The organism is Asticcacaulis sp., assembly GCA_024707255.1.
Taxonomy (GTDB): domain Bacteria; phylum Pseudomonadota; class Alphaproteobacteria; order Caulobacterales; family Caulobacteraceae; genus Asticcacaulis.
This window is the reverse complement of the sequence record JANQAC010000002.1, coordinates 334,601-359,762: the sequence shown is the minus strand read 5'-3', so window position 1 is coordinate 359,762 and position 25,162 is coordinate 334,601. Positions and strand designations below refer to the sequence as shown.

The 25,162-nt window shown below is 59.9% G+C and carries 24 protein-coding genes and 1 tRNA gene; 17 read left to right on the top strand and 8 right to left on the bottom strand.

The genetic code is table 11. The annotated features are described in order from the left end of the window. Positions 1-41: 41 nt before the first annotated feature. Entirely contained in the window at positions 42-647 is a 606-nt protein-coding gene (locus NVV72_12915; GenBank protein ID MCR6660187.1) for a biliverdin-producing heme oxygenase, read from the top strand. Then, a complete protein-coding gene (locus NVV72_12910) occupies positions 644-3,343 on the top strand; it encodes an ATP-binding protein (protein MCR6660186.1) in 2,700 nt (899 codons plus the stop codon). Before NVV72_12915 ends, NVV72_12910 begins: the two co-directional genes overlap by 4 nt. Here NVV72_12910 and NVV72_12905 read toward each other — a convergent pair. From NVV72_12905 to NVV72_12880, 6 genes are all read right to left on the bottom strand, one after another. Continuing rightward, positions 3,259-4,623, bottom strand: coding sequence for an AMP-binding protein (locus NVV72_12905; GenBank protein ID MCR6660185.1), 1,365 nt, complete (start codon positions 4,621-4,623; stop codon positions 3,259-3,261). The genes NVV72_12910 and NVV72_12905 overlap by 85 nt on opposite strands. Next, positions 4,592-4,720 carry a hypothetical protein gene (locus NVV72_12900; GenBank protein MCR6660184.1) on the bottom strand — a complete coding sequence of 43 codons (129 nt, stop codon included), beginning with the start codon at positions 4,718-4,720 and terminating at the stop codon, positions 4,592-4,594. Before NVV72_12900 ends, NVV72_12905 begins: the two co-directional genes overlap by 32 nt. Positions 4,721-4,774: 54 nt before the next feature. Continuing rightward, positions 4,775-5,251 carry a low affinity iron permease family protein gene (locus NVV72_12895; protein ID MCR6660183.1) on the bottom strand — a complete coding sequence of 159 codons (477 nt, stop codon included), beginning with the start codon at positions 5,249-5,251 and terminating at the stop codon, positions 4,775-4,777. Between the two features lie 490 nt (positions 5,252-5,741). Further along, entirely contained in the window at positions 5,742-6,146 is a 405-nt protein-coding gene (locus NVV72_12890) for a hypothetical protein (protein MCR6660182.1), read from the bottom strand. A gap of 527 nt (positions 6,147-6,673) precedes the next feature. Beyond that, a complete protein-coding gene (locus NVV72_12885; protein MCR6660181.1) occupies positions 6,674-7,204 on the bottom strand; it encodes a hypothetical protein in 531 nt (176 codons plus the stop codon). A gap of 15 nt (positions 7,205-7,219) precedes the next feature. Next, positions 7,220-8,782, bottom strand: a complete 1,563-nt coding sequence (locus tag NVV72_12880) for a HAMP domain-containing histidine kinase (protein ID MCR6660180.1) — start codon at positions 8,780-8,782, stop codon at positions 7,220-7,222. A 180-nt stretch (positions 8,783-8,962) separates the two neighbouring features. Here NVV72_12880 and rpmH point away from each other — a divergent pair, with 180 nt between their 5' ends. The 10 genes from rpmH to NVV72_12830 all read left to right on the top strand — a co-directional run bounded on the left by rpmH (position 8,963) and on the right by NVV72_12830 (position 16,311). After that, positions 8,963-9,103 (top strand): 50S ribosomal protein L34, encoded by a 141-nt coding sequence (gene rpmH / locus NVV72_12875; protein MCR6660179.1) that lies wholly within the window; start codon positions 8,963-8,965, stop codon positions 9,101-9,103. 95 nt (positions 9,104-9,198) lie between these two features. Further along, complete coding sequence (rnpA, locus tag NVV72_12870) at positions 9,199-9,546, top strand: ribonuclease P protein component (GenBank protein MCR6660178.1); 348 nt, start codon at positions 9,199-9,201, stop codon at positions 9,544-9,546. A 112-nt stretch (positions 9,547-9,658) separates the two neighbouring features. Then, complete coding sequence (gene yidC / locus NVV72_12865; protein ID MCR6660177.1) at positions 9,659-11,518, top strand: membrane protein insertase YidC; 1,860 nt, start codon at positions 9,659-9,661, stop codon at positions 11,516-11,518. Further along, positions 11,515-12,165, top strand: coding sequence for a ribosome biogenesis GTP-binding protein YihA/YsxC (gene yihA, locus NVV72_12860; GenBank protein ID MCR6660176.1), 651 nt, complete (start codon positions 11,515-11,517; stop codon positions 12,163-12,165). The genes yidC and yihA overlap by 4 nt, the downstream gene beginning before the upstream one ends. A 60-nt stretch (positions 12,166-12,225) precedes the next feature. After that, the gene (locus tag NVV72_12855; GenBank protein MCR6660175.1) at positions 12,226-12,828 is read left to right on the top strand and encodes a hypothetical protein; all 603 of its coding nucleotides are present in this window, start codon (positions 12,226-12,228) and stop codon (positions 12,826-12,828) included. Positions 12,829-12,876: 48 nt separating this feature from the next. After that, a complete protein-coding gene (gene argB, locus NVV72_12850; GenBank protein ID MCR6660174.1) occupies positions 12,877-13,812 on the top strand; it encodes an acetylglutamate kinase in 936 nt (311 codons plus the stop codon). Positions 13,813-13,926: 114 nt separating this feature from the next. Continuing rightward, on the top strand, positions 13,927-14,571 hold the full coding sequence (locus NVV72_12845) for a pyrimidine 5'-nucleotidase (protein MCR6660173.1): 645 nt from the start codon (positions 13,927-13,929) through the stop codon (positions 14,569-14,571). A gap of 78 nt (positions 14,572-14,649) precedes the next feature. Further along, positions 14,650-15,513, top strand: coding sequence for a 2,3,4,5-tetrahydropyridine-2,6-dicarboxylate N-succinyltransferase (gene dapD / locus NVV72_12840; GenBank protein ID MCR6660172.1), 864 nt, complete (start codon positions 14,650-14,652; stop codon positions 15,511-15,513). A gap of 71 nt (positions 15,514-15,584) precedes the next feature. After that, positions 15,585-15,659: transfer RNA gene (locus tag NVV72_12835), tRNA-Glu, on the top strand. A gap of 61 nt (positions 15,660-15,720) precedes the next feature. After that, on the top strand, positions 15,721-16,311 hold the full coding sequence (locus NVV72_12830; GenBank protein ID MCR6660171.1) for a hypothetical protein: 591 nt from the start codon (positions 15,721-15,723) through the stop codon (positions 16,309-16,311). A gap of 182 nt (positions 16,312-16,493) precedes the next feature. Here NVV72_12830 and clpB read toward each other — a convergent pair whose 3' ends face one another. Further along, positions 16,494-19,076, bottom strand: coding sequence for an ATP-dependent chaperone ClpB (gene clpB / locus NVV72_12825; GenBank protein ID MCR6660170.1), 2,583 nt, complete (start codon positions 19,074-19,076; stop codon positions 16,494-16,496). 172 nt (positions 19,077-19,248) lie between these two features. Between clpB and NVV72_12820 the strand changes: the two genes are divergently transcribed. From NVV72_12820 to NVV72_12805, 4 genes are all read left to right on the top strand, one after another. Next, complete coding sequence (locus tag NVV72_12820; GenBank protein MCR6660169.1) at positions 19,249-19,515, top strand: hypothetical protein; 267 nt, start codon at positions 19,249-19,251, stop codon at positions 19,513-19,515. Beyond that, positions 19,512-20,360: an SDR family oxidoreductase gene (locus NVV72_12815; GenBank protein MCR6660168.1), complete on the top strand. Its 849-nt coding sequence runs from the start codon at positions 19,512-19,514 to the stop codon at positions 20,358-20,360. Before NVV72_12820 ends, NVV72_12815 begins: the two co-directional genes overlap by 4 nt. Before the next feature lie 28 nt (positions 20,361-20,388). Further along, positions 20,389-21,201: an SDR family oxidoreductase gene (locus tag NVV72_12810; GenBank protein ID MCR6660167.1), complete on the top strand. Its 813-nt coding sequence runs from the start codon at positions 20,389-20,391 to the stop codon at positions 21,199-21,201. A gap of 191 nt (positions 21,202-21,392) precedes the next feature. Beyond that, positions 21,393-22,970 (top strand): GMC family oxidoreductase, encoded by a 1,578-nt coding sequence (locus NVV72_12805; protein MCR6660166.1) that lies wholly within the window; start codon positions 21,393-21,395, stop codon positions 22,968-22,970. A gap of 37 nt (positions 22,971-23,007) precedes the next feature. Here the strand turns inward: NVV72_12805 and NVV72_12800 are convergent, their stop codons facing one another. Further along, positions 23,008-23,766: an alpha/beta hydrolase gene (locus NVV72_12800; GenBank protein MCR6660165.1), complete on the bottom strand. Its 759-nt coding sequence runs from the start codon at positions 23,764-23,766 to the stop codon at positions 23,008-23,010. Positions 23,767-23,885: 119 nt separating this feature from the next. Between NVV72_12800 and NVV72_12795 the strand changes: the two genes are divergently transcribed. Continuing rightward, positions 23,886-25,046 carry a glycosyltransferase family 4 protein gene (locus tag NVV72_12795; protein MCR6660164.1) on the top strand — a complete coding sequence of 387 codons (1,161 nt, stop codon included), beginning with the start codon at positions 23,886-23,888 and terminating at the stop codon, positions 25,044-25,046. Positions 25,047-25,162: the final 116 nt, after the last annotated feature.

Below are 25,162 nucleotides of genomic sequence, written 5' to 3'. Positions count from 1 at the left end.
GAGATAAGAATTCTATTTTCTCCGTTTCAGCCCTTCAGTTTATGCGTCTTATCGAAGCCCTGCGAAGCCATACCCGTCCGCAACACGAAGCCCTTCACACGCATCCCCTGCTGAACGGCCTGTCCAATGCTTCGCTGAGTCTGGCTGACTTTCACCGGATCCTGCTCGCTTTCGAAGCCTATTACAGCCACGCCGAGGCCGCCTGCCTGGCCGGCTGGCCCGAAGACGTACCCAATGCCCCGGTCCTGACCTGGCTCGGCAGCGATCTGGCCCAGCACGGCCTGGCCAGCCAGGCGCAACTTATCCCCTTTGTTCACCCGCCGATCGATACGCGCTCGAAACTGGCCGGCTATCTCTACACCAAGCAGGGCTCTACATTGGGCGGCCATGTCATCAGCCGGCATCTGGAACGGCATCTTGGCCTGATCCCCCGCCTCGATCAGTGGTTCTTCGCCGGTTACGGCCATGATAACGGCCCCAACTGGAAGCTATTCACCGCCCATATCGACGCCCTGGGCGATGCGCTCGATCCCGACGAAGTGCTCTCCAGCGCGCGGCGAGCCTTCGAGACCCTGACCTGGTTCTGCGACGCCTTCCACGACATGAAAACACCCTCTCACCTCCTGAAGACCGAAAACCTGTCATGACCCTCGATCCCCGCATAGAACTGAGTGATGCCGAGTTGGAAGAGGCGCTGAAGGAATGCGCGCGCGAGCCGATCCATATCCCCGGCTCTATCCAGCCCTATGGCATGTTGTTCGTCCTGGAAGGCGACGAACACCGCATCATCCAGGCGTCGGACAATGTCCAGCGCTGGCTGCCGCAACTGACGGTCGATACGGTCCTGCACAAGACCCTGGGCGACATCATCGGCCGGGAACAGGCCGAACAGATTCGCCATATCGTCGTCGAACGCAGCCTGATGCCGATCCAATCTACCATAATCAAGATAGACGAGATGTGGTTCGATGCCGTGGCGCACCGGGTGGAAAACAATATCGTCGTCGAACTTGAGATTGTCGACGACAAGAAGTCGGTCGTCCGTGACTTCTTCTATGACGAACTGCGCGATTTCGCCGTCGGCCTGCGCAATGCCACCACCCTGCCCGATCTCTACGATTTCGTGACGCTGAAAATCCGCGAGCTCACCGGCTTCGACCGCGTCAAGCTGTACCGGTTCGATGAAAACTGGAATGGTGAGGTGGTCGGCGAAAACAAGGCCGAATACATGCCGAGCTATCGCGGCCTGCATTTTCCGGCCTCCGATATCCCCGAACAGGCGCGCCGGCTCTACATGACCAACTATATCCGCCAGATCGCGGATGTAACCTACGCGCCGGTGCCGATTATCCCGCCCGTCCATCCCGATACCGAGCGGCCGCTGGACATGAGCTTAAGCGTGCTGCGCAGCGTCTCGCCCATCCATGTGCAATACCTGGCCAATATGGGTGTGGCCGCCTCTATGTCGATCTCGATTATCCAGGATGGCAGGCTTTGGGGTCTGGTCGCCTGCCATCACAATGTCGGCTACCATGTCCCCTATCGCGTCCGCATGGTTTCCGAGATCATGGGGCATATATTCTCGGCGCAACTGTCTTCGATGGAGGGCCTGCGCGATCGTCAGGAACAGGAAAAACGCAACCTGATCGTCGAACGCCTGACCGCCGGGCTCAAGACCGATTTCAATCTCGAAGAGCTTCTGAAGGGCCGCCAGACCCTGGCACTCAGCGCCCTGAACGCCACCGGCATGGCCGTCATGACCCGCAAACGGCTGCCGCGTTTTGGCGAAACGCCACGCGAGGAGATAATCCATAAGCTGGCAGACTGGGTCCAGAACCAGACCAGCGGCATCTATCACACCCAGGAAGCCGACAAGGCGTGCGTCGATCACCCCGATCTCTGCCATCTCAGGGGCGGTTTCCTGGCGGCGCCCATCAGCGTCGCCAAGAAGGATTACATCATCTGGTTCCGCGGCTCCGAACAGCAGCAGGTCAACTGGGCCGGCGCGCCGGAAAAGGTGCCCGAAAAGACAAGGGCCGGATATCGGCTGATGCCGCGCGCCTCTTTCGAGCTCTGGAAGGAAACTGTCCAACATCGCTGCAAACCGTGGACCCGTGACGATATCGAAACGGCGCAGAATATCGTGCAGGTCGTGCTCGAAGGCGAACGCCTCTCGGCCGAACACGCCAATGTCGCCAAGAGTGAATTCCTGGCCAATATGAGCCATGAACTGCGCACGCCGATGAACGCCATCATCGGCATTGTCTCCCTGCTTGATCGCGGCGCGCCGCTCGATGAAAAACAGAAGAAACTGCTGAGCGTCCTGCGCCTGTCGTCGGATTCACTGCTCAACCTGATCAATGACCTGCTCGACGTCGCCAAGATCGAAAGTCATGAACTGGTGCTGGAATCGGCGCCGATTAATATCGCCGATATCGTCTCCGAAGTGGGCTCAATCATGAGCGTCAGGGCATCCGAAAAGGACCTGATGCTCAATATAAAATGCGCTCCGCGCGCAGAACTGCACGTCATGGGCGACACCATGCGCCTCCAGCAGATATTGACCAATCTCGTCAGCAACGCGGTCAAGTTTACCGATGAAGGCTTCGTCAATATCCTGGTGCGCAGTGAGATCGCCGGTGAAGATAAACGCAATATCATAATTGACGTCGTCGATTCCGGCATGGGCATGACGCCCAAGCAGTCCGAGCGCATCTTCGACAAGTTCATGCAGGCCGATCCGAGCATTTCGCGGCGCTTTGGCGGGACCGGCCTGGGCCTGGCCATTACCAAGCAACTGACCGAACTGATGGGCGGCACCCTTTCCGTTTCAAGCCGCGAGGGCCTCGGCAGCCGCTTCACCGTCGTCCTGCCGCTGGAAGCCCTGCCGGCGCCACGGATCGAAGCCGCCAATGACGAAACGACCGAAGCGGCGCCGCAAGGCGATGCCCGTGGTCACATACTGCTGGCCGAGGATTACGAAGGCAATATCATTGTCGCCGTCGCCATGCTCGAAGACCAGGGCTATAAGGTCACCGTGGCCCACAATGGCCAGGAAGCGCTCGATGCCCTGGCGCGCGACAGCTTCGATCTGATACTCATGGACGTTCAGATGCCGGAAATGGACGGTTATGAAGCCACGCGCCGCATTCGGGACGGCCAGAAGGCAGGACTGATCCAGGACATCGCCATTATTGGCGTGACCGCCAATGCCCTGGCGGGCGACCGGCAAAAATGCCTGGATGCCGGCATGGATGACTATATTTCCAAGCCCTTCACGCCTTTGCAGCTCGACCATATGGTCAGCAAATATCTGTCGCCGCACTCCGAGATCGCCGAATAGATCAGGTCTGCGCCCGATCGATCTTGCCGCCGGCTGAAGCCGCCAGTTGCGCCACCACACGGATCATGGCTGGCCGTTTCCAGTGCGGCAGACGGTCCGCGCACCAGGTTTTGAGCGCCGCCGGCAAGGCGGCCGGATCGGCGCCCGGCGCCGCCGCGACCTCGGCGACGACAAGCTGGCCGGTGATCGGGCTTTTGCGCGCCGAAACCCGCGCGCAGGTCGACCGCCGGATGGGCCAGCAGGACATGTTCCACCTCCTCCGGATAGACCTTGTTGCCGCCGACATTGATCGCACCGTTTTCACGGCCGAGAAAAAGGCAGCGATCACCGTCAATCTCCACCCGGTCGCCGGTATCGACAAAACCCTCCGCGTCGGCGAATGCTTCCTGCCGGTTGAGATAGGTGGCGCGCGTGCTCCGCGTCCGGACGAACAGGCGCCCGTCAACCACCTTCAGCCGGACGCCGCCCGGCGCATCGTGCAGGTAGCTGACCGGAAATCCGGGCCGGCCGTCACGCACGGAAAAAGCCGCTCCCGCTTCGGTGGAGGCGTAGATATGCACCACGCGCGCTGCCGGATAAGTACGGGTCAGCGCGGACAGGATGGCGCCATCGGCGATTTCACCGCCAAGCGTCACCTGTTCCAGCGGCAGGACTTCGTGACCGGGCGTCATCAGTATCTTCCGCCACAGGGTGGGCGTCGCCGAAAGCGCCGTGCAACCCTTCGCCGCCAGAAAAACCAATTGCTCAGGCAGTCCCGTATCAGCCGTCGGCAGCAGAAGGCTTCCGCCCGTAAGCCCCTGAAGAAACACCTGAATGCCGGCGAACCGGGCGATATTGTACATCTGCCCCCAGCGCCGGGGCGCGCCGGTAAACAGCTTCGTTGTCCGCGTCAGTGAGGCCAGGCTGTGCGCCACCAGCTTGGGCGTGCCCGTCGTGCCGGAGGTGGCAAATATCCACTCGGTCGTGACGCGTGACGTCGGCGGCGTATCCGCGCCTTTGCCGGGTTTCGGCGTCTTCCGCCAAATGATCTCCGGCCCGTCTCGGCCACTTTCGGAAAGCGTATCCGTCAGCAAGGCATCGCCGCCAAATTGCGCCAGCAAATCACGCGCCTCAGCATCACTCATATCGCTCGACAACAACAGCAAGCGCTCCACTTGTCCGTCAAGGGCGATAACGGCCAGGGCCAGTTTCAGCGGATCGGCCAGCCGCACTGCCACAGCACCATATCCAATAGCCGCCTGAAGTGCGTCAGCAGTCCCTGCCGCCCGGATATCGGCCACAGACCATTCCCCCGCGGGCGTGATCCAGAACCGGCAGGTGCGCCAGACCGGCATCAAGACGGGCATCGAGACAGGCATCAAGGCTGGAAAAGGTCATGGTCAGATCCGCAAACGCGCGGTCACCATAGCGCTGATTCTGGGTTTCGCAGAACTACCGGCCGACCACGCGTTCATCCGCCAGGGCGACAATCTCTTCCGCCGCCTCGGCACGAGCATGAGCCAGCTTTTCACCCCTCGGCATTTCAAAGCGCTGATTGCGCGCGCGTTCTGCCAGCCGGCTGTATTTCGCCCGCAGGGCTTCCAGTTCGGTTTCGCTCATATCGTCCATGCCGATATAGGCGGTATTGGCGGTTTCCACCGCGCGGATCAGCTCGTCCAGCTTGAGCTGGATCACCTTGCCGTCGCGATTCTGGGCATTCTGCACCAGGAAGACCATGAGAAAGGTCACGATGGTGGTGCCGGTATTGATGACGAGTTGCCAGACCTCGGAGAAATGAAACAACGGCCCGCTGATCGCCCAGACCACAACGACGCCGATCGCCGTGGCGAAGGCGGGCGCACTCCCTGCCAGGGTCGCCGTCGCCTGGGCAAAGCAGGCAAACCAGCCCTTCTTCTGTACATCGCTCATGGTCAATGTGCCGGATTTGGCGCCTTGGCGCGTGCCAGCCGGCGCAGTGGCAGAGCGACCGCAGCGAGATTATCTATCACAGATGTGGGCGATTTTTGATGGGCGAACAGGTTTTGCAGAAAAGCAACACCGGCCGGTCTGGCATCGGAGAAATGGCGGCGGGACCACATGGAAATCTACCTTTCAACGCGTGAGGCGCACGGCCTCTTCCTGTTGATCATGCCTTCAAGATCGTAAGTTTGGCAGACAGATCCCCTATATCTCTGTAAGAGTTGAATAAATCTGTTCCTAATTTGCAGTGTGCCGCCGCTTCCTGTTTGGCACGCGTGAGATGCTGAACTGAGGAGAAAGCCTTCTGGCCCGGTCGGACTGTCGCAATTTAAATTATTGATTGAATTATAACTATTTTTAAATCACCCAAAATCACACATACCCCAAATGTACCCCCAATTTGATTTTCATGCGGTACATTCTCGGGCTCGCCCGCTTTTCACGTCCGTTCGGTTTCCATCCCCTTGCGCAGTTCTTTCACGATCAGGCTGGATAGCGCCCTGATCTTCACCGCATCAAAGCCGCGCGCCACCAGGCGCGTCACCACTGCCCCGACAATCTCCCGCCCGACAAAGGGGTTCGGCACCAGGTCGGAAATCATCCGCACCGCATGGGACGGATCAAACCGCAGGGTCTCCAGTCCGGCAGCCAGATCGGTGGTGGCGAAGTGCTCCGGCGTATCGGTCAGGCTGATCCGCTGCAACTGGCTTTCCGCCGTATGGGCGTTTTCCGGGATGCTGTCCGCCACCAGCGCCGGATCAAAGCCGCGCCAGTCGATGGCCGCCAGCACATCGGTTTCATAATCCAGTTCACGCACCGCACTCTCCACCTCGGGGCCTTCCACCCAAAGCACCTTGGGCAGGTAGACTTCGGTGCTCTTGAACGCTTCCCGCCTTCCTGTCGCGCCGCCTTGGTGATGATCACCCGCACGCGGTTGGTGGGAGACAACAGATCGAGGTTTTCCGGCTGGCTCAGATCGTTCTGTTCGGCGGTCTTGATGGCGATTTCGGCGTCATCCAGCCCGGCGGTGGTGAGCCAGTCCTTGATGTCATCGGCGTGAATATGGCCGCTGGCGCGCTGATCCTTGCCGGTGCGCTCCATTGGAACGCAGTCACGCCGCCGGGGCAAGCCCCAAACGCCGCAAACCGCTCATTTATGGAATTGTGGCCTCGCGTGTCACCGGCTGGCGCCGGTCCGTGCGCGGTCTAAGTGGCGATCTCTTCGATACCCCCGCCTTATCCCGCCTTGCGCGGAAATCCGGCCGCCGTAAAGGCCGCCTTGAATATCCGGCGGATGGCTGCCGCGTCACGCCAGCCCTTGCGGGAAAGGCCCAGGGTTACCATCACCGAGATGCGGACATCTTGAACCAGCTTAGCTGACGGTCAGCGACTTGCAGCCCAGGCTTTCAAACCGCATCAACAGGTCCGCAAGCGCGGTGACCGGCGCCGTGCCAAAATCGACCGTTACCTGAGCGGAATCGACCTTCAGCGAATGGATGCAGGCGGAAAACCGCGTATCCGGATCGAAGGTCGTCTCTTCCGGATCGAACCAGGTTTCGAACCATTCGGCGAAATCGCTGGCCAGCAGGGTCCGGTCATTGGAAGCGACCGTAACGTCATTCCACACCAGCCGGGTGACCGTCATGTCCATCTCGCCCAGCGACACCTCGACCGGATCGAAGGTCACCTCCTCGTCCGGCGCCAGTTCGACCACATGGCCGTCATCGTCATTCGAGGCGAAATCTGCGCAGAAATAGTTGCGGTAATATTCGCTGTCGCCAGTGATCTGGAGCTTGACCTCGGCCGCGCCCTGCTCGAACAGCGCCGACTGTTTATCGACAAAGTCGACAAACTGACCGACATAGCTGTCCCGCGCCAATTCCAGCAGTTCCTCGAATTCCAAGCTCTACTCCGTCAATTATGGCTTCAGCGGCAGGCGCACTTCAAAGGTCGTACCGTCAGTGCCCGTGCTGACCAGACGGACATCGCCGCCATGCAGTTGCGCCAGTTCGCGGCCAATGGCAAGGCCAAGGCCGGAACCGCCCGGCGTCGAACTTGAGGTAAAGGGCTGGAACAGTTTTTCACGCAGCTTTTCCGGAATGCCGGGGCCATTGTCCGAAACGATCAGCAGAACTTCCTCGCTGGTCTTGATCGCCGTCAGCGTCACGCGCCCGCGCACCTTGCGGTTCGGTTGCAGCTCGATAGCCTGACGGGCATTGCGCATCAGATTGACCAGCATCCGGTGCAGTTGCTCCGGGTCGACCTCCAGATTGAAGCCCTTGGCCACGCGTGAGACAAAGCGCACCCCTTCCGGCGCCAAGCCTGCATCCTCGGCGGCAGCTTCGGCCAGTTCTTTGAGGCGGACAATCTGAATCTGCGGCGTCTGCTCGTCCGACTTGCCATAGGTCAGGACGTTCTGCGCCAGAGAAACCGCCCGGTCGAGCGCGCGTTCGAGGCGCGGCAGGGCCTTGGCCACAGTCGGGTCGGCGGAATTGGCCAGACGGTCGGAGGCCATCTGCGCCGCGGTCAGCATGTTGCGCAGGTCGTGGTTGATCTTGGAAACCGCCTGCCCCAGCGCCGCCAGACGCGCCCGCGAGCGCAGGGCCTGGCGCACCTCTTCCTGCATCGAGGCCATTTCGCGTTCGATCTGGCCGATCTCGTCCGGCCGGCCGGACGGCCGGGGCGTCGCCGTGGCATCTTCCGGATTGGACTTGAAGCGGACAATGCTCTTGGTCAGTTGCCGGATGGGCCGCACAACAAAGACTGACAGGCCGATAAAGACCAGGAAACCGGCCAGGAACGAGATGCTTAAGGACACCCGCAACATGCTGCCGAGGCTGGATTTCAGATAGGTCTTGAGCGGTTCGGCCCTGACGACGATCTCGATTTCCTGGCCGCCGCGCACCTTGGGCTGCGCCACCACATGGATCAGGCGGTCGGAGCGGCCCATGAAGGTATTCCACGGCGCCCACAGGTAGAGAATGTCATGCCACAGGTTCTTATGCGACTGGCGCAGGTCGAGCACCTCTTCCGGCACGCCGACGCGCGAATCGTAAAGCCGGTAGCTCTCGCCATTGATCTCGACCGCCAGGTAGAGCACACCAGCGCTGCGACGAAGCTGGTTGGAAACCTCCTTGGAAACAGCATTATTCTGCGCCACATCGATGGATTGCGACACCAGTTCGGCCTGGCGCACGCGATCGAGCAACCAACGCTCATGATCGGAGGCGAGCGACGGAATGACGATCACCGCCTCGACAATAGCGATGAAGAGGGCGGTCAGAATCAGCAATTGTCCCGACAGGCTGAAGACGAACTTACGAGCCAGTTGAAAGCCCAGCACACCGTACTTCACGGAAAAAGCCGCGATCAGGCGCGCGGCATGGCTCAGGCGCTCGGCATAGAACCCGGCACGCCTGACCGGCTTGCGGGGCCTGTCCGGCCTCAGGTAATTGCCGCCTGATTTGCCCTGATCGAACACGTAAACCTTTGATCCTGATACTGCTTCGTTGTATATATAGCAGAATTTCCGCATGGCAGACGCATTTTCGCAGAATCGAGCCAAATATTATTGACAAGGCTGTGTGGCTGGACTATCCACGCGCCTCTTTACGCAATTCCGGCCCTGCACTGGGCCCGCCTGAACCAATCGGAGCCCCCTATGGGAACGAAACGTACCTATCAGCCGAGCCGCCTCGTGCGCAAGCGCCGCCACGGCTACCGCACCCGCATGGCCACCAAGAACGGCCAGAAGATCGTCGCCCGCCGCCGCGCCAAGGGCCGCAAGCGCCTGACCGCTTAATAGCGTCTTCGCACTGCTGTGATTTTGAGAAGAGTCCTTAAGTCGCTTAAGGACTCTTCTTGTATTTCCGGCATGGCTTATCATCTTAAGCACTTATGATTCCCCGCCTCAAAGTCCGCGCAGAATTTCTGGCCGCCTCAAAGGCCGCCTGGCAGGCGCGTCCCGGCGTGGTCGTGCAGGCAAAGCCGCGCGAAGATGACGAGATCAAGGTCGGCTTCACCTGCACGAAGAAAGTCGGCAACGCCGTTGTGCGCAACCGCGCCAAGCGCCGCCTGCGTGAAGCCGCCGAACAGATAATCCCGCAATTTGGCCTGCCCGGACACGACTATGTGCTGATCGCCCGCGCCGACACGGTTTCGCGTGACTGGAAGGCTTTACTTGACGATGTCAAAGCCGCCCTGATAAGGCTGGCCCGCCAGAAACAAAACTCCACAACGCCGTGACCTCTTACGGCTTTGTGGCAAGGGCGCCAACCTTGATGAAAGATATGCCCGCCCGAGCCGATGCGAGGTAGCCATGCGGCGCTTGAGCTACAACTAGGAAAAAGACCGTTCGATGAATAACACTACCGACAACAAGAATATGATCTATTTCCTGGTTATCAGCATGGCCGTGCTGGCAATCTATCAGTTCTTCGTTTTTGGGCCGCAACAGAAGAAGCGTGAAGCCGCCATGCAGGTCGCCGCGGCAGCGTCTTCCAGTGCCGCGGCCGGACTACCGCTCGGCGGCGTCTCGACAACGCTGACCCGCGAGCAGGCCCTGGCCACCTCACCGCGCATTAACATCAGCACCCCTTCGCTGAAGGGCTCGATTGCCCTGAAAGGCGCGCTGATCGACGATCTCTACATGATCAAATACGACCAGACGGTCGAAAAGAAGAATGACCCGGTCGAACTGCTGACCCCCGCCGGCGCGAAGAACGCCTACTATGTGCAGTCGGCCTATTTCGCCCAGAACGTCCCCGGAATGCCGGACAACAACACCGTCTGGACCCAGACAGGCGGCAGCGTGCTCAGCCCCGGCCAGCCGGTCGTGCTCAGCTATGTCAATGGCAGCGGCCTGACCTTTACCCGTACGCTCAGCATCGACGCCAACTACATGATCACCGAGGATGACGCGGTGACCAATACCGGCACAGCACCCGTCAGCTTCCAGCCCTTCTCGGTCGTCATGCGCAGCGGTATGCCCGCCGATGCCGGCAAGAACGCCGTGGTCCATGAAGGCGCCATCGCCACCTATTCCAAGACCATGGACAAACCGAAGCTCGGCGATTACCGCACGGCCTCGCTGAAGTACAAAGACATGGCCAAGCCGAAGGACGGCAAGGCGCTCGAAAGCCAGGATTCGGTTGGCGGCTGGTACGGCATCACCGACAAGTACTGGATGGCGGCCGTCATCCCTAACCAAACCCAGGCGGTGTCCTATACCGCCAAGGCGATCGTCACCGACGGCGTCCCCGTCTTCCGCAGCGGCTATGTCGATGCGCCCGTGACCGTCGCCCCCGGCCAGACCTGGAAGGCGCAATCGCATGTCTTTGCTGGCGCCAAGCAGAACACCCAGCTTCAGACCTATGAAGACAGCCTGCACATCCCGCGCTTCCACTGGGCCGTGGACTGGGGAATGCTCTCCATCATCACCTATCCGATGTATTGGCTGCTCGATAAGCTCTATGCCTTCCTCGGCAATTTCGGTTTCGCCATCCTGGCCCTGACCGTTATCGTCAAGGTCGTCTTCTATCCGCTGGCCCACCGCTCCTACGAGTCGATGACCAAGATGCGCCAGGTGCAGGATCGCCTGAAGCCAAAGCTCGACGCCATCAAGAAGCGCTTCCCTGACGACATGCAGAAGCAGCAGGAAGCGACCATGGCCCTCTATCAGGAGGAAAAGGTCAATCCGATGGCCGGCCTCGGCGGCTGCCTGCCCATGCTGCTGCAAATTCCGGTCTTCTGGTCGCTGTACAAGGTGTTGCAACTGGCCATCGAAATGCGCCACGCCCCCTTCTTCGGCTGGATCAACGATCTGTCGGCGCCCGATTCCACCACTATCGTCAATCTCTTCGGCCTGCTGCCGTTTGATCCCGCCACCGTGCCGCTGATCGGCACGGTCCTCGCCGGCCCGCTGCATATCGGCGTCGTCGCCATTCTTTATGGCTGCTCGATGTGGCTGAGCCAGCAGATGACCCCAATGACCGGCGTCGATCCGATGCAGAAGAAGATGATGGCCTTCATGCCGCTCATGCTGACCTTCTTCATGGCCCACGTCGCCGTCGGCCTGATCATCTACTGGATTTGGTCGAACATCCTGACCATCCTCCAGCAATATTCCATCATGCACCGCCTCAAGGTCTCGAACCCCATCGATACCGGCTTCCAGAAACTGGGCGAGATGATGAACAAGGGCAAGAAAGCGGCGTGACCGAATCGGAACAGCAACACGCTGAACAGTTAGAGGCCGCGCGGGTGCTTTTCGCCCGCCCGGTCTCTTTCGTCATGGGCGCCGTATCCGTGGCGCAACTGCCGCCCGACGAACTGCCGGAAATCGCCTTCGCCGGCCGTTCCAATGTCGGCAAGTCGTCGCTGATCAATGCCCTGGTCGGCCAGAAATACCTCGCCCGCGCCTCCAACGAACCGGGCCGCACCCGTGAGCTGAACTTCTTCCTGCTCAATGACGCCATGCACATGGTCGACCTGCCCGGCTACGGCTGGGCGCGCGCCTCCAAGACCACGGTCAAGAAATTCCAGAACCTGGGCCGTGACTATCTGCGCGGCCGCCCGAACCTCAAGCGTGCCTATCTGCTGATCGATGCACGTCACGGCCTGAAAGAGGTCGATAACGAGCCGATGGATGCACTCGATAAAGCCGCCGTCAGCTACCAGATCGTGCTGACCAAGGCCGACAAGATCAAGCCGGCGGAACTGGCGAAGGTAATCGAGGCCACGCAGAACGCCATCAGAAAGCGCCCGGCGGCCCACCCGGTCGTGCTGGCCACCTCGTCGGAAAGCGGTTTCGGCATCCCGGAACTGCGCCTCGAAATCATGCAGACCTGCGGCGTCACGCTGTAAGCCGGATATAATTGCGCACCTCGCCAAACGTGATAGTCTGCCCCCGAAAGAGGTGCCGTCATGGGTCTGGAAGCTGAAAGCGAAGTCAGGATCGGGCACGACAGCCATCACGCCCACGCCCTGTTGGAGAGCCGCGAACTAACCTTACGCGGTGCATTCAAAAAGACCCTGCCCATCGCCGAACTGAAAGACCCGCGCGTGGTCAATCACGAACTGCTGTTTGAGCATAACGGCTTGGCCTATGCCCTGGCCCTGCCGGAAGGCCAGGCGGCAAAGTGGCTGAAAAAGCTGACAACCGAGCCGCCTTCCCTGGCGCAGAAGCTGGGCGTCGATGCCGGTCACCGGGCGCTGGTCTGGGGGCATGTGGGTGATGGTCCGCTCAATGACGCCCTGATCAATGCCGTCACCACCGATCCGGCCTGTGCTGCCCTGTCCATCGCCGTGGCGTTGACACCGACCGAACTCAATGCCGGCCTGGCGGAACTAACCCAGCGCCTGCCCCACGCGCCCGTCTGGATCGTCTATCCCAAGGGCGCCAAATCCAGTCTGCCGGAATCGGCGGTGCGCAGCCATATGCGGGCGCTGAATTTCATCGATTCCAAAACCTGCGCCGTCTCCGATACGCTCACCGCCACGCGCTTTTCGTTGCGTAAACCGGTGTAATCCGAAAAAATTCATGACAGCGACATACATATCCGCTAATGCGCGCGCATGATCATCCAGACCGAAATCGACTCCGCTGAAGAACGTGGCTGGGCCACCGCCAAGCAACTGGCCGAAGCCCTTCCCTATATTCAGATCTACGACCGTGAGATCGTGACGATCAAGTACGGCGGCCATGCCATGGGCGAGGCCGAAACGGCGAAGATTTTCGCCTCGGATATCGTGCTTCTAAAGCTACTCGGTATCCATCCGGTGGTCGTCCATGGCGGCGGCCCGCAGATTTCCTCCATGCTTGGCCGTGCCGGCGTCAAGTCGACCTTCATAGACGGCCTGCGCGTGACGGACGACGCCACCATGGAAATTGCCGAAATGGTGCTTTCGGGTGCGGTCAACAAGGAGATCGCCAACTGGATCACCCGGGCCGGCCGCGAAGCCGATGTCCGCGGCGTCGGCCTTTCGGGTAAAGACGCCGGCCTGATCACGGTCGAGAAGGCCACCCGCATCAAGAAGGACCCGGATTCGATGATCGAGCAGGTCGTCGATCTCGGCTTTGTCGGCGAGCCCAAGACGGTTGACGACAAACTGATCCGCACCCTGATCGACGATCCGAACCATGACTATGTGCCGGTCATCGCTCCGATCGGCGTGTCGGAAGACGGCCATACCTTCAATATCAACGCCGATACCGTGGCCGGCGCCGTGGCCGGCAAGCTCAATGCCAAGCGCATGTTGCTGCTGACCGATATCGCCGGCGTGCTCGACGAAAACAAGAACCTGATCCGTCAGATGACCATTTCGGAAGCCAAGGGCCTGATCGAATCGGGCGTCGCCGTCGGCGGCATGATCCCGAAGCTGGAAACCGCCATCATGGCGGTGGAATCGGGCGTCGAGGCTGTGGTTATTCTCGATGGCCGCCGTCCGCACGCCATGCTGGTCGAGTTGTTCACCGAACATGGCGCGGGTACGCTGATTACGGCCGACTGAAGTCGGCGTAATCAGCTTTTTCTTTGCGTTCAGTCGCCACGCAGGCTTTCCTCGCAACGGCTCGGGCGCGCAGTCGCGCTTGCCAAATCGCAAGGCGATTTGGAGATCTGTGACATGCACGCCGCCCTCGCCCACGTCGATACCTGGATATTCGATCTCGACCAGACCCTCTATCCGCATGAAGCCAATATCATGTCGCAGGTGGAGGAAAAGATGGCCGCTTTCATGGTCCGTCAGACCGGCCTGGCCCCGGCGGAAGCTGCGATCCTGCGGGATCAGTATCTCCACGAGCACGGCACCACGCTGGCCGGGTTGGTCGCCTATCATAATATCGATCCCTATGTATTCCTGAACGAAGTCCACGATGTCTCGCTCGACACCCTGGCGCCCGATCCCGATTTGAACGGCCTGATCCATGCTTTGCCCGGCCGCAAACTGGTCTTCACCAATGGCGACGAACGCCACGCCATCCGCCTGCTCGACCACATGCAGATGGCCGACCTCTTCCACGGCGTCTTCCACCTCGAACGTGCCGACTGGATTCCCAAGCCGGCCCTGCAAACTTTTGAAAAGATGATGGCCGTCCATGCGGTGCATCCGGGGACATCCGCCTTCTTCGAGGATAGCCCGAAGAACCTCAAGCCTGCGCATCAACTGGGCATGAAAACCGTCCTTGTCGGGCCCAAGGCGCCCGCCAACACCGATCCGCACGTCGATTTCCGCAGCCCGTCGCTGAAAGCCTTTCTGAGTGATTTTTAAGCGAATTAGGGCTTGATCCTCTGTCACTTGCAGCCTATGGCCTAGCCCATATTCCAGCCCCATCAGATGAGCACAGCCATGTCCGACCTCGCCGCCTTCAAGGATGATATCGAAGCCGCCTGGGAGGTCCGCGACACCCTGTCGCCCACCTATCAGGGCGCTTATCGCCAGGCCGTCATGGGCGCCATCGACCTGATCGACAGCGGCCGCTTTCGTGTCGCCGAAAAGAAGGATGGCCAGTGGATCACCCATGACTGGCTAAAAAAGGCCGTTTTGCTGTCCTTCCGCCTCAATGGCAATGAACTGATGCACACCGGCCGCGGTTTGTTCGAGCAGGCGCCGATCGGCCCCTTCTGGGACAAGGTGCCGAACAAGTTCGCCAAGTGGAACGTGAAGGATTTCACAGAGGCCGGCTTCCGCGCCGTGCCGGGCGCCATTGTCCGCGCCGGCGCCTTTATCGGCAAGAACGTCGTGCTGATGCCATCCTTCGTCAATATCGGCGCCTATGTCGATGAAGGCACCATGGTCGATGCCTGGGCCACGGTCGGTTCCTGCGCCCAGATCGGTAAGAACGTCCACCTCTCCGGCGGCGTCGGCATCGGCGGCGTGCTGGAGCCGCTGCAAGCCTCCCCCACCATTATTGAAGACAACTGCTTTATCGGCGCGCGCTCGGAAGTGGTCGAGGGCTGCATCATCCGCGAAGGCTCCGTGCTCGGCATGGGCGTCTATATCGGCAAGTCGACCCGCATCGTCGACCGCGCCACCGGTGAAGTCACCTATGGCGAAGTGCCGCCTTATTCGGTGGTTGTGGCCGGCTCGATGCCTTCGGCCAGCGCCGGGTCAAACGCCGCATCGCCAAGTCTCTATTGCGCCGTCATCGTCAAGCGCGTGGATGCCCAGACCCGTTCCAAGACCGGCATCAACGACCTGTTGCGCGACTAATCTGTGTAAAAAATTCTCCGGGACTTGACCGGTTCCTCCGGATCGGTCAAAAGAACCGCCTCTGCCGATGCGGTCCCTTCGTCTATCGGTTAGGACGTCAGGTTTTCAACCTGAAAAGAGGGGTTCGACTCCCCTAGGGACTGCCAGCAGACTATTCAAGTAAGCTCATAAACGAAGACCATTTTCTTTTTCCAAGAATATGCTAAATTGGAACAAAAAGGGAATGGCATTACCATGTCTGAAATAGGTAAGATATACCAAGAGCATTACTTCAAAGAATTTGAACGGAAAAACAGTATAGAAACAAGCATTTCCATACCAATTGGAATACTAATCGCTTTGACAGGTGCACTTGTAACCATAATTTCCAAAACAACGTCAGACAATATTTTTACATCTATATTCTTTATTTCATTTTCCTGCATTTCCTTTATAGCCTTGATTGTTTCTGGTCTTTTAATTTACAGGGCAAATTTTAGTTACGACAACAAGCACCTAACTTTTTTGATTAACGTTTCTTCGTACAGAACCTCTATTTTTAATGATTCAATCAATTATGGGAAATCCATAGAGGATGCTAATAAAGAAGCAGACTCAAAAACCCTAGAATACATTTATAGTGAGTATGCTATTTGCGCTTCGCATAACGCGGAAAACAATGACAAAAAATCTATGGATTTATATCGAGCTAAAAATTCTTTACTTTTATCTTTGATATTTGTTTCATTTACTTCTGCCCCCTACATTTGCACAAAACTCCTTCCATTCGCGCTAATGATACAAGGAAAGATACTATGAGTGAAGGCTCCCCTCCTCCTCCTCCTCCTCCTCCTCCTCCGCCGCCGCCGCCGACAAGAATTGCAAAAGATGGCAGCAACGGAATTATAAGACGGTAATTCTTATCGATGGAACACAAGCGCCCCTCCATTACTGAAGGGGCGCTTCTTACGCTGTCGAGTTATGGTTCTAGGGGCTTGCCCCTAGTTTACGGTGGGCTTACCAATAGTCAGGTACTCCCCATCGAAGCCGACATGGATGACCTCACCGTCCGTCCCCTCGCCACTGAGGATCTTGCGGGCGATCTCATCGACCAGCAGCTTCTGGATCACCCGCTTCAGTGGGCGGGCGCCATAGGCCGGGTCATACCCCTTGTCCGCCAGATAGGTCAGCGCCGCATCGTCGATGCTGAGCGTCATTTCCCGGTCGGCGAGCAGCTTTTCCAGGCCCTTGAGCTGGATGCGCACAATGTCGTGCATATGCGCCCGGTCGAGGCGATGGAACAGGATCATCTCGTCGATCCGGTTGAGGAATTCCGGCCGGAAATGCTTGCGCACCGCATTCAGCACCAGCGGACGCACGACCTCGATATCGCCATCCGGCTCCATATTGACCAGCACGTCCGAACCGAGGTTCGAGGTCATGACGATCAGGGTATTGCGGAAATCGACCACACGCCCCTGCCCGTCGGTCAGGCGGCCATCATCCAGCACCTGCAACAGGATGTTGAACACGTCCGGATGCGCTTTTTCGACCTCATCGAACAGCACAACCTGATAGGGCCGGCGCCGCACGGCTTCGGTCAGCGCCCCGCCTTCGTCATAACCGACATAGCCCGGAGGCGCGCCGATCATGCGCGAGACGGAGTGCTTTTCCATATATTCCGACATGTCGAGCCGGGTGATCGCCGTCTCGTCATCGAACAGGAATTCCGCCAGCGCCTTGTTCAGTTCGGTCTTGCCGACGCCCGTAGGCCCCAGGAACAGGAACGAGCCGATCGGCCGGTTCGGGTCTTTCAGGCCCGCACGCGCCCGGCGCACGGCATCGGCCACGGCGGTCAGGGCTTCATCCTCGCCAACCACGCGGCCGCGCAACACATCTTCCATGCGCAGCAGCTTGTCGCGCTCGCCTTCCAGCATCTTGTCAACCGGAATGCCGGTCCAGCGCGAGACGACCTGGGCGATCTGCGTGGAATCGACCACTTCCGGCGTCAGTGGTGATTCCTCGCCTTGGGGCGCGTTTTCGGCGCGCTCCAGCGCTTTTTCCAGCGCCGGAATGATGCCGTACATGATCTCCGACGCCTTTTGCAGGTCACCGGCACGCTGGGCATTGGCCAGGTCGATGCGGGCACGATCCAGCGCTTCGCGTGACCGCGCAGCCGAACCGACCTTGTCCTTTTCCGCCTTCCAGCGAGTGGTCAGGGCCAGCGATTTTTCCTCAAGCTCTTCCAGTTCCTCGGAAAGCTTTTCGAGGCGCGTTTTTGATCCGGCGTCGGTTTCCTTTTGCAGGGCCTCGCGCTCGATCTTTAGCTGCACGATCCGGCGGTCCAGTTCGTCCAGTTCTTCCGGCTTGGAATCGACCGCCATGCGCACGCGCGACGCCGCCTCATCGATCAGGTCGATGGCCTTGTCCGGCAGGAAACGGTCGGCGATATAGCGGTTCGAAAGCGTGGCTGCCGAAACGATGGCGCTGTCCGAGATACGCACCCCATGGTGGACTTCGTACTTTTCCTTCAGGCCGCGCAGGATCGAGATGGTGTCCTCCACGGTCGGTTCGGTGACAAAGACCGGCTGGAAGCGACGGGCGAGCGCCGGGTCCTTTTCGACGTGTTTACGGTACTCATCGAGCGTGGTGGCGCCGACGCAGTGCAGTTCGCCGCGCGCCAGGGCGGGCTTGAGCAGGTTGGAGGCATCCATGGCGCCATCGGATTTGCCGGCACCGACCAGGGTGTGCATTTCATCGATGAACAGCACAATCTGCCCTTCGGCCTGCGTCACCTCATTGAGCACGGCCTTCAGGCGTTCCTCGAACTCGCCGCGGTATTTGGCGCCGGCGATCAGGGCGCCCATGTCGAGCGACAAAAGCTTCTTATCCTTCAGGGATTCCGGCACATCGCCATTGACGATGCGCTGGGCCAGCCCTTCGACAATGGCGGTCTTGCCGACGCCAGGTTCGCCGATCAGCACGGGGTTATTCTTGGTGCGGCGGGCCAGAACCTGGATGGTGCGCCTGATCTCTTCGTCGCGGCCAATGACCGGATCGATCTTGCCATCGAGCGCGGCCTGGGTCAGGTCGCGGGCATATTTCTTGAGGGCGTCGAAGCCAGCCTCAGCCGACGCACTGTCAGCCGGCTTGCCTTTGCGGAAAGTGGCTTGTGCATCCTTCAGCTTGCCGAGCGAAATGCCAGCGGCTTTCAACGCCTCCGCGCCTTCCTTGTTGTCGGCGGCGGCGATCAGCAGGCGATCGGCGGTCACGAAGCTGTCGCCAGCCTTGTTGGCCTCAGCCTCGGCATCATTGAACAGCTTGGCGGTCTCATTGGCCATATAGAGTTGGCCTGCGCCGGTAACGGCGGGCAATTTGCCCAGCGCGAGATCAACCGAGGCGGTAAAGGCATCGGCGCGGCCGCCGGCGAGCTGGATCAACTGGCTGGCCAGCGATTCCCGATCCTCGGTCAGCGCCTTCAGCACATGGACCGGCGTGAAATACTGATGGTTGCGTGCCTGGGCGATGCCTTGCGCACTCTGGATAAGCTTTTGTGTTTTCTCGGAATATTTTTCGATATTCATGTTTTTAAGTTCCCCGTTGCGGCGGATGAATTTCCGGCTGTCCCTCAAAAGGCAACAGCCTGATGGCTTGGATATGGTGTGGCATTCGCACCACACAAGGGGCCGACTCATCAGAATTATGGCCGATAAAAGAGGCTGGTGTCACTGCGGCAAATTGCCTATAAAGCCAGGCATGAACCCCAGAATTTTCTACCCCGCCGCCGCCCTGATCGCGCTCCTCATGATCGCGCTGAGTTTCGTCTGGCCGCAGGGCCTGGGGCAAAGATCGCCGGCGCCCTTCGGTCATGCCATCGAGATCCCCGACTATTACCGCATGGTGAAGGAGCGCGACGCCCGGCGCCAGAAACAGGCGGCTGACCGCGCCCAGCGCGAAAAACTGAATGCCGTCCACCAGGCGGCCCAGGCCTCGGCGCCCGCTTTCGCGTCCGACGCCCCTTGAGACCGAGGGCTCTGGTCTTCGGATATGGCTTTATCGGCGCCGCCTTCGCTGATTTGGCCCGCGCAGATTATGAAATCGCCGCCACGGCCCGCTCGCAGGAAAAACGCAGCGAACTGATTGCGCAGGGTATTACGGCCATCGATCCCGCCGATCCGAAGGGCTTGGCGCAAGCCGTCAGACAGGCGACCGCCATACTGATCACCCCGTCGCCGGATGACGACGGCTGCCCGGCCTTTGCCGCGCTCCCCGGTTTCAGTCTGTCCGGCAAGTGGATTGGCTATCTCTCTACCACCGGTGTCTATGGCGATCGGGATGGCGGCTGGGTATTCGAGGATTCGGCGCTTTTGCCGACCTCAACCGAGGGCCGCCGCCGTGTGATGGCTGAAAGTCAGTGGCTTGGCGTCGGGGCGCAGGTCTTCCGCCTGCCGGGGCTTTATGGTCCTGGCCGCAATGTCATCGAACGCTTGAGGGACGGAACGGCGCGGCGCATCCACAAGCCCGACCATGTCTTTTCCCGCCTGCACCATGACGATTGCGCCACCGCCCTGATGGCCAGCCTGACGCGCCCAAGGCCCGGCGGCATCTATAATCTGTGCGATGACGAACCCGCTCCGGCCGATACAGTGCTGGAATATGCGGCGGCCCTGACCGGCCTGCCCCTGCCGCCGGTCATTGCCTGGGATGATCCGTCATTGAGTGGAAAAATGCTGCGTTTCTATAACGACAACAAGCGCGTCTCCAATGCCCGTGCCAAAGCCGAACTGGGCTGGCGACCGCAATACCCGACCTATCGGGAGGGCCTGAACGCGATCCTGGCCTCTATACAAACCGGCAAAAAGGAATAGCGTCACGACTGGCTCACGGAGCACCTCAATGCCGGCAAAAACATACCTCATCACCGGCGCCTCTTCCGGTATTGGCGCGCAGTTCGCCCGGTCCTATGCCAGACGCGGCACCAACCTGATCCTGGTGGCCCGCCGTCTTGACCGGCTGGAAGCCCTGGCCGCCGAACTTCGTGTGGCGCATGGCGTCGAAATCGCCTGTCTGGCCGCCGATCTCAGCGACCGCGCGCAGGTAAATGGCCTCGTGTCGCGTATCAGGAAGATGAACTTCCACCCCGACGGCCTGATCAACAATGCCGGCTATTCCCTGGCCCATACCTTCGCCGCCACCACGGCGAAGCAGCAGCTTAATTTCATTGAGGTCTGCGTGGCGGCCCCGACTCTGCTGGCCCGGGAACTGCTCGATCATATGCTGGCGCAGGGCTATGGCCGAATCATCAATGTCTCGTCCATGGTCGCCTTTTCACCGGGCGCTTCCGGCCATACCCTCTATCCGGCGGCCAAAGCCTATATGCTGAAATTTTCGCGTTCCCTGGCCGCCGAGGTGGCCGGCAGGGGCATCAAGGTCACCGCTCTCTGCCCCGGTTCGACCGAATCCGAATTCCAGCATTCCAACGGCATGGACGCGGTGCTGAAAAGCCATCCGGCGCGGTTTGTCCAGACCGCCGAAGCCGTGGTCGAGGCTGCCATCCGCGCCAATGAAGCGGGGCGCGAGGTCATTGTCACCGGCTGGACCAATAAACTGGCCGTTTTCCTGATGACCTACATGCCCGATGGCCTGATCACGCCTATGATCCGCTGGGGCGCTAAAAAATATCAACTGGACGATAAAACAAATGCTTAAACCTCCCCTCTCCCCATGAAAATGGGGAGAGGACGACAGACAAGGCGAAGCCGCAGATTGTCGGGTGAAGGGCTGTATCCATCTGCAGGCTCGCCCCTCACCCGATCACCATCGCTACGCTCGGTTCTCGTCCTCTCCCCATTTTCATGGGGAGAGGGGAAACCTTAAATGCAAGCCCTCAAGAGCAATCCATGCCCGATGCCCCAGCGACCGAATCCCAGCATTACGACATCATCATTATCGGGTCCGGCGCAGGCGGCGGCACCCTGGCCTATGCGCTGGCCAATACCGGCAAGCAAATCCTGATCCTGGAACGCGGCCAGGAATTGCCGGTCGAGCCGCAGAACTGGGACTCGAAGGCGGTTTTCGTCGATCACCGCTATCGCACCAAGGAACAGTGGCTGGACAAGGCCAACAAGCCCTTTACCCCCAACACCAACTACTGGGTCGGCGGCAACACCACCTTTTACGGCGCCGCCCTGATGCGCATGAAAAAGCGCGATTTCGAAGCGGTCGAGCATAGTGACGGCCTGTCGCCCGCATGGCCGCTTTCCTATGCCGATTTCGCGCCGTGGTATGAAAAGGCCGAAGCCCTGTGGCGCGTGCATGGCGAACGCGGCATCGATCCCAATGACCAGCCCGACGATCCGCCGTTTCCCTACCCGCCGCTGATCGATGATCCCGGCGTGGCGAAGCTGAAGCAACATTTCGAGGATCTCGGCTGGCATCCCTCGCCCCTGCCGCTCGGCATCAACCGCGACGACGCCCACCCCCTGACCTCGCACTGCGTCCGCTGCACTACCTGCGGCGGATACCCCTGCCTGCTCAAGGCCAAGAGCGACGCCCGCAGCATCGTCATCGATCCGATCCGAAACCTGCCGAATGTGACCCTCCTGACCGGCCACAGGGTGAAGCACATCGAGGCGCACGACAAGGCCGTCACCGGCGTGGTCACCGAAACGGATGACGGCGCGTTGCAAACCTTCACCGGCGATCTCTATGCTCTGGCCGCCGGTGCGGCCAACAGCGCCGCCATTCTGCTGCAATCGGTCACGGCCGCGCATCCGAACGGCCTGGCCAACAGTTCCGGCCTGGTCGGGCGCAACTATATGTTCCACACCACCTCGGCGGTCATCTCTATCATGGCCGACCGCTTCGACTCAACCTTCCCCAAGACCTTCGCCGTCAATGACTTCTATTTCGGCGACAAGGACTACCCTTACCCGATGGGACAGATTCAATTGCTGGAATACATGTCCGGCCAGACCCTGGAAGGCCAGATATCCGACATCCTGCCGCCGGCCCTGATCCCGGATTTTCTCAGCGACGACATCGCCCGCCATATGGTCGCCTTCCTGACCATGACCGAGGATCTGCCGCGCGAGGAAAACCGCGTGACCGTCACCGAAACCGGCCAGATCAGGCTAACCTATACACCGAACAACCTGCCGGCACACCTGAAGCTGACACAGAAACTGGAACAGGCGCTGAAGAGCTTTTCCCTGCGCCAGCATACCCTGTTCGAGCCGCACTTCCAGATCGATTCGCTTTTGCCGCTATACGGCACGGCGCACCAGTGCGGCACGCTTCGTTTCGGCCGCGATCCCTCGACCAGCGTGCTCGATGTCAACTGCAAGGCCCACGATCTCGACAATCTCTATGTCGTCGATACCTCGTTCTTCGTGTCCAGTTCGTCGGTCAATCCGACATTGACGACCGTGGCCAATGCACTCAGGGTTGGCGAGCATCTAAAGGCACGGCTGGAATAAACAAAATTCTCCTCCCCTGCAAAGCGGGGGAGGAGAATTACGCGCGCAATTCCGCCACTATATCGACCAATACATCCATATCCTGCGGGCGTGACAGGCGATGGTCACCGTCCTTGATCAGGTGGATATGTGCATCCGGCGTGGTGATTGTCTCCAGCAGACGCAGGCCATGTTGCCACGGCACGACATCATCCTTCATGCCATGCAGGATACGCACCGGGCCGTCGAAAGCGATCGGGCCATTCAGCACCTCATGCGCCTTCGCCTCGTCGAAAAATGCGTGGGACAGTGGCACCGGCCGGTCATAGCCCGGCATCATCCAGACGCCGGAAACCTCAAGCTGGCGGCGGTCTTCCGGCGACAGGGACGCCAGCATCAGGACCGTGGCGAAATCAGCCGCCGGCGCCAGGAATCCCGCCGCTTTTATACGCTCCGGCCGCGCCTGCATCAGCAAAGAGAGCATATGACCGCCCATGGAGGAGCCTATGGCCACCACCGGCCCTTCGGTCAGTTGATCAAGCACCGCCAGGGCGTTTTCCCGCCAGCGCCCGACTCGTGCCGCGGCGAAGTCCCCACCCGTCTCGCCATGGGCGAAATAGTCGAAGCAGAGAAAATCCCAGCCCCGCGCCCTGGCCTCGGCCGTCAGCCGCGTCACCTTGCTGCCGGTCATGTCGGACAGAAAGCCGCCCAGCCACAAAAGGGTTGCCCCCTCCCCGCGCACCCGACGATAAGCGATGCGGTCGCCCCGTGGCGTATCCAGCCATTCGGCAGACTCTTGAACGAAAGGTATATCCATGCGCATCATTCCCGTGACGGCCGCTTTGGTGATTTAAAAAGAGACTGCCACTTTTTCGCTGAAATTTACGTTATGATAAAATGGCTTAGCCGCGCCGCTTTCCTCCCGCAAGAGTCTTGATGCCCAAACCCACCTTCACCGCCACTGTTTTGCAGGTCGTACCCGAGCTTGATACCGGCGGCGTCGAGCAGACCGTGGTCGATATCAGCGAGGCCATTATCGCCGCCGGCGGGCGCTCGATCGTGGCGACAAAGGGCGGTCGGCTGGAGGAACGCCTGCTGAAAAAGGGCGCCACCGTCGTTCATATGCCGGTTCACAGCAAGAATCCGTTCGTCCAGTGGCAGAACAAAAGCGCGCTCCGCCGGCTGATCCGGGCTGAAAAGGTCGATATCGTCCATGTCCGTTCGCGGGCCCCGGCCATGGCTGCTATCGGTGCCGCGAAGGCAGAGGGTATCCGCAGCGTCGCCACCTATGCCGGCATCTATAATGCTAAATCGGGCGTGAAGCGCTGGTACAACAGCCAGATGACCCGCGCCGACATGATCATCGCCAATTCGGATTTCACCCGGGCGCACATCCTGAAAACCTATGCTGGAATGTCGCCCGACAAGGTGATCAGCATTCCACGCGGCATAGACATGAAACGCTTCGATCCCGAAGCCTTCGATGTCCGCAAGATCATGAAGATGGAAGAAGCCTGGGACGTTCTGGCTGGCGATGGCCGCATCCGCTTCCTGCTGGCCGGCCGCCTGACCAAATGGAAGGGCCAGGCGCTGATCGTCGAGGCCGCCAACATGCTGCGTCATGAGGATATCGACAACTTCCTGATCATCATGGTGGGCGACGACCAGGGCCGCAGCGACTATACCAAGGCGCTCAAGGACAGCATCCATAAATACGGCCTGGAGGAACGCATCAAGCTGGTGGGCCACTGCGACGACATGCCCTCGGCCTATTCGGCCTGTCATTTTGCCCTGGCACCTTCGCTGGAGCCGGAGGCTTTCGGCCGTACGGCGGTGGAACCCCAGGCCATGCAACGGCCGCCGCTGGCCGCCAATCATGGGGCAACCGTTGAAACCGTATTACCGGGTGAAACCGGCTGGCTGGTGAAACCGGGAGATACCCATGCCTGGGCCGATGCCATGAAAGTCGCCATCGCCTTGCCGGAGGAAGACCGTTTCGAGATGGGGCATCAGGGCCGCGAACATGTCAGGGAACAGTACAGCCTGCCGCTGATGTGCCAGCGCACTCTTGATATTTACCGCTCGCTGCTTACATAGGTGCCGCGCCTAAACGGCCACAGAAGACCGAATTCCCGAAAATATAAGCGGCTATTTAACCTTTCCGGTGCATAGGGGATTGAAACAACCCCCCTGTTTCGCCATAATCCGCGCAA

Bases quoted from the DNA above. Each gene is read 5' to 3' on its own strand.
- argB (MCR6660174.1), top strand. From the start codon at position 12,877: ATGATCATCCAGACCGAAATCGACTCCGCTGAAGAACGTGGCTGGGCC.
- clpB (MCR6660170.1), bottom strand. From the start codon at position 19,076: ATGAATATCGAAAAATATTCCGAGAAAACACAAAAGCTTATCCAGAGT.
- NVV72_12800 (MCR6660165.1), bottom strand. From the start codon at position 23,766: ATGGATATACCTTTCGTTCAAGAGTCTGCCGAATGGCTGGATACGCCA.
- rpmH (MCR6660179.1), top strand. From the start codon at position 8,963: ATGGGAACGAAACGTACCTATCAGCCGAGCCGCCTCGTGCGCAAGCGC.
- NVV72_12910 (MCR6660186.1), top strand. From the start codon at position 644: ATGACCCTCGATCCCCGCATAGAACTGAGTGATGCCGAGTTGGAAGAG.
- yidC (MCR6660177.1), top strand. From the start codon at position 9,659: ATGAATAACACTACCGACAACAAGAATATGATCTATTTCCTGGTTATC.
- NVV72_12855 (MCR6660175.1), top strand. From the start codon at position 12,226: ATGGGTCTGGAAGCTGAAAGCGAAGTCAGGATCGGGCACGACAGCCAT.
- dapD (MCR6660172.1), top strand. From the start codon at position 14,650: ATGTCCGACCTCGCCGCCTTCAAGGATGATATCGAAGCCGCCTGGGAG.
- NVV72_12915 (MCR6660187.1), top strand. From the start codon at position 42: ATGCGTCTTATCGAAGCCCTGCGAAGCCATACCCGTCCGCAACACGAA.
- NVV72_12845 (MCR6660173.1), top strand. From the start codon at position 13,927: ATGCACGCCGCCCTCGCCCACGTCGATACCTGGATATTCGATCTCGAC.
- NVV72_12820 (MCR6660169.1), top strand. From the start codon at position 19,249: ATGAACCCCAGAATTTTCTACCCCGCCGCCGCCCTGATCGCGCTCCTC.
- NVV72_12900 (MCR6660184.1), bottom strand. From the start codon at position 4,720: ATGACCTTTTCCAGCCTTGATGCCTGTCTCGATGCCCGTCTTGATGCC.
- rnpA (MCR6660178.1), top strand. From the start codon at position 9,199: ATGATTCCCCGCCTCAAAGTCCGCGCAGAATTTCTGGCCGCCTCAAAG.
- NVV72_12895 (MCR6660183.1), bottom strand. From the start codon at position 5,251: ATGAGCGATGTACAGAAGAAGGGCTGGTTTGCCTGCTTTGCCCAGGCG.
- NVV72_12810 (MCR6660167.1), top strand. From the start codon at position 20,389: ATGCCGGCAAAAACATACCTCATCACCGGCGCCTCTTCCGGTATTGGC.
- NVV72_12795 (MCR6660164.1), top strand. From the start codon at position 23,886: ATGCCCAAACCCACCTTCACCGCCACTGTTTTGCAGGTCGTACCCGAG.
- NVV72_12805 (MCR6660166.1), top strand. From the start codon at position 21,393: ATGCCCGATGCCCCAGCGACCGAATCCCAGCATTACGACATCATCATT.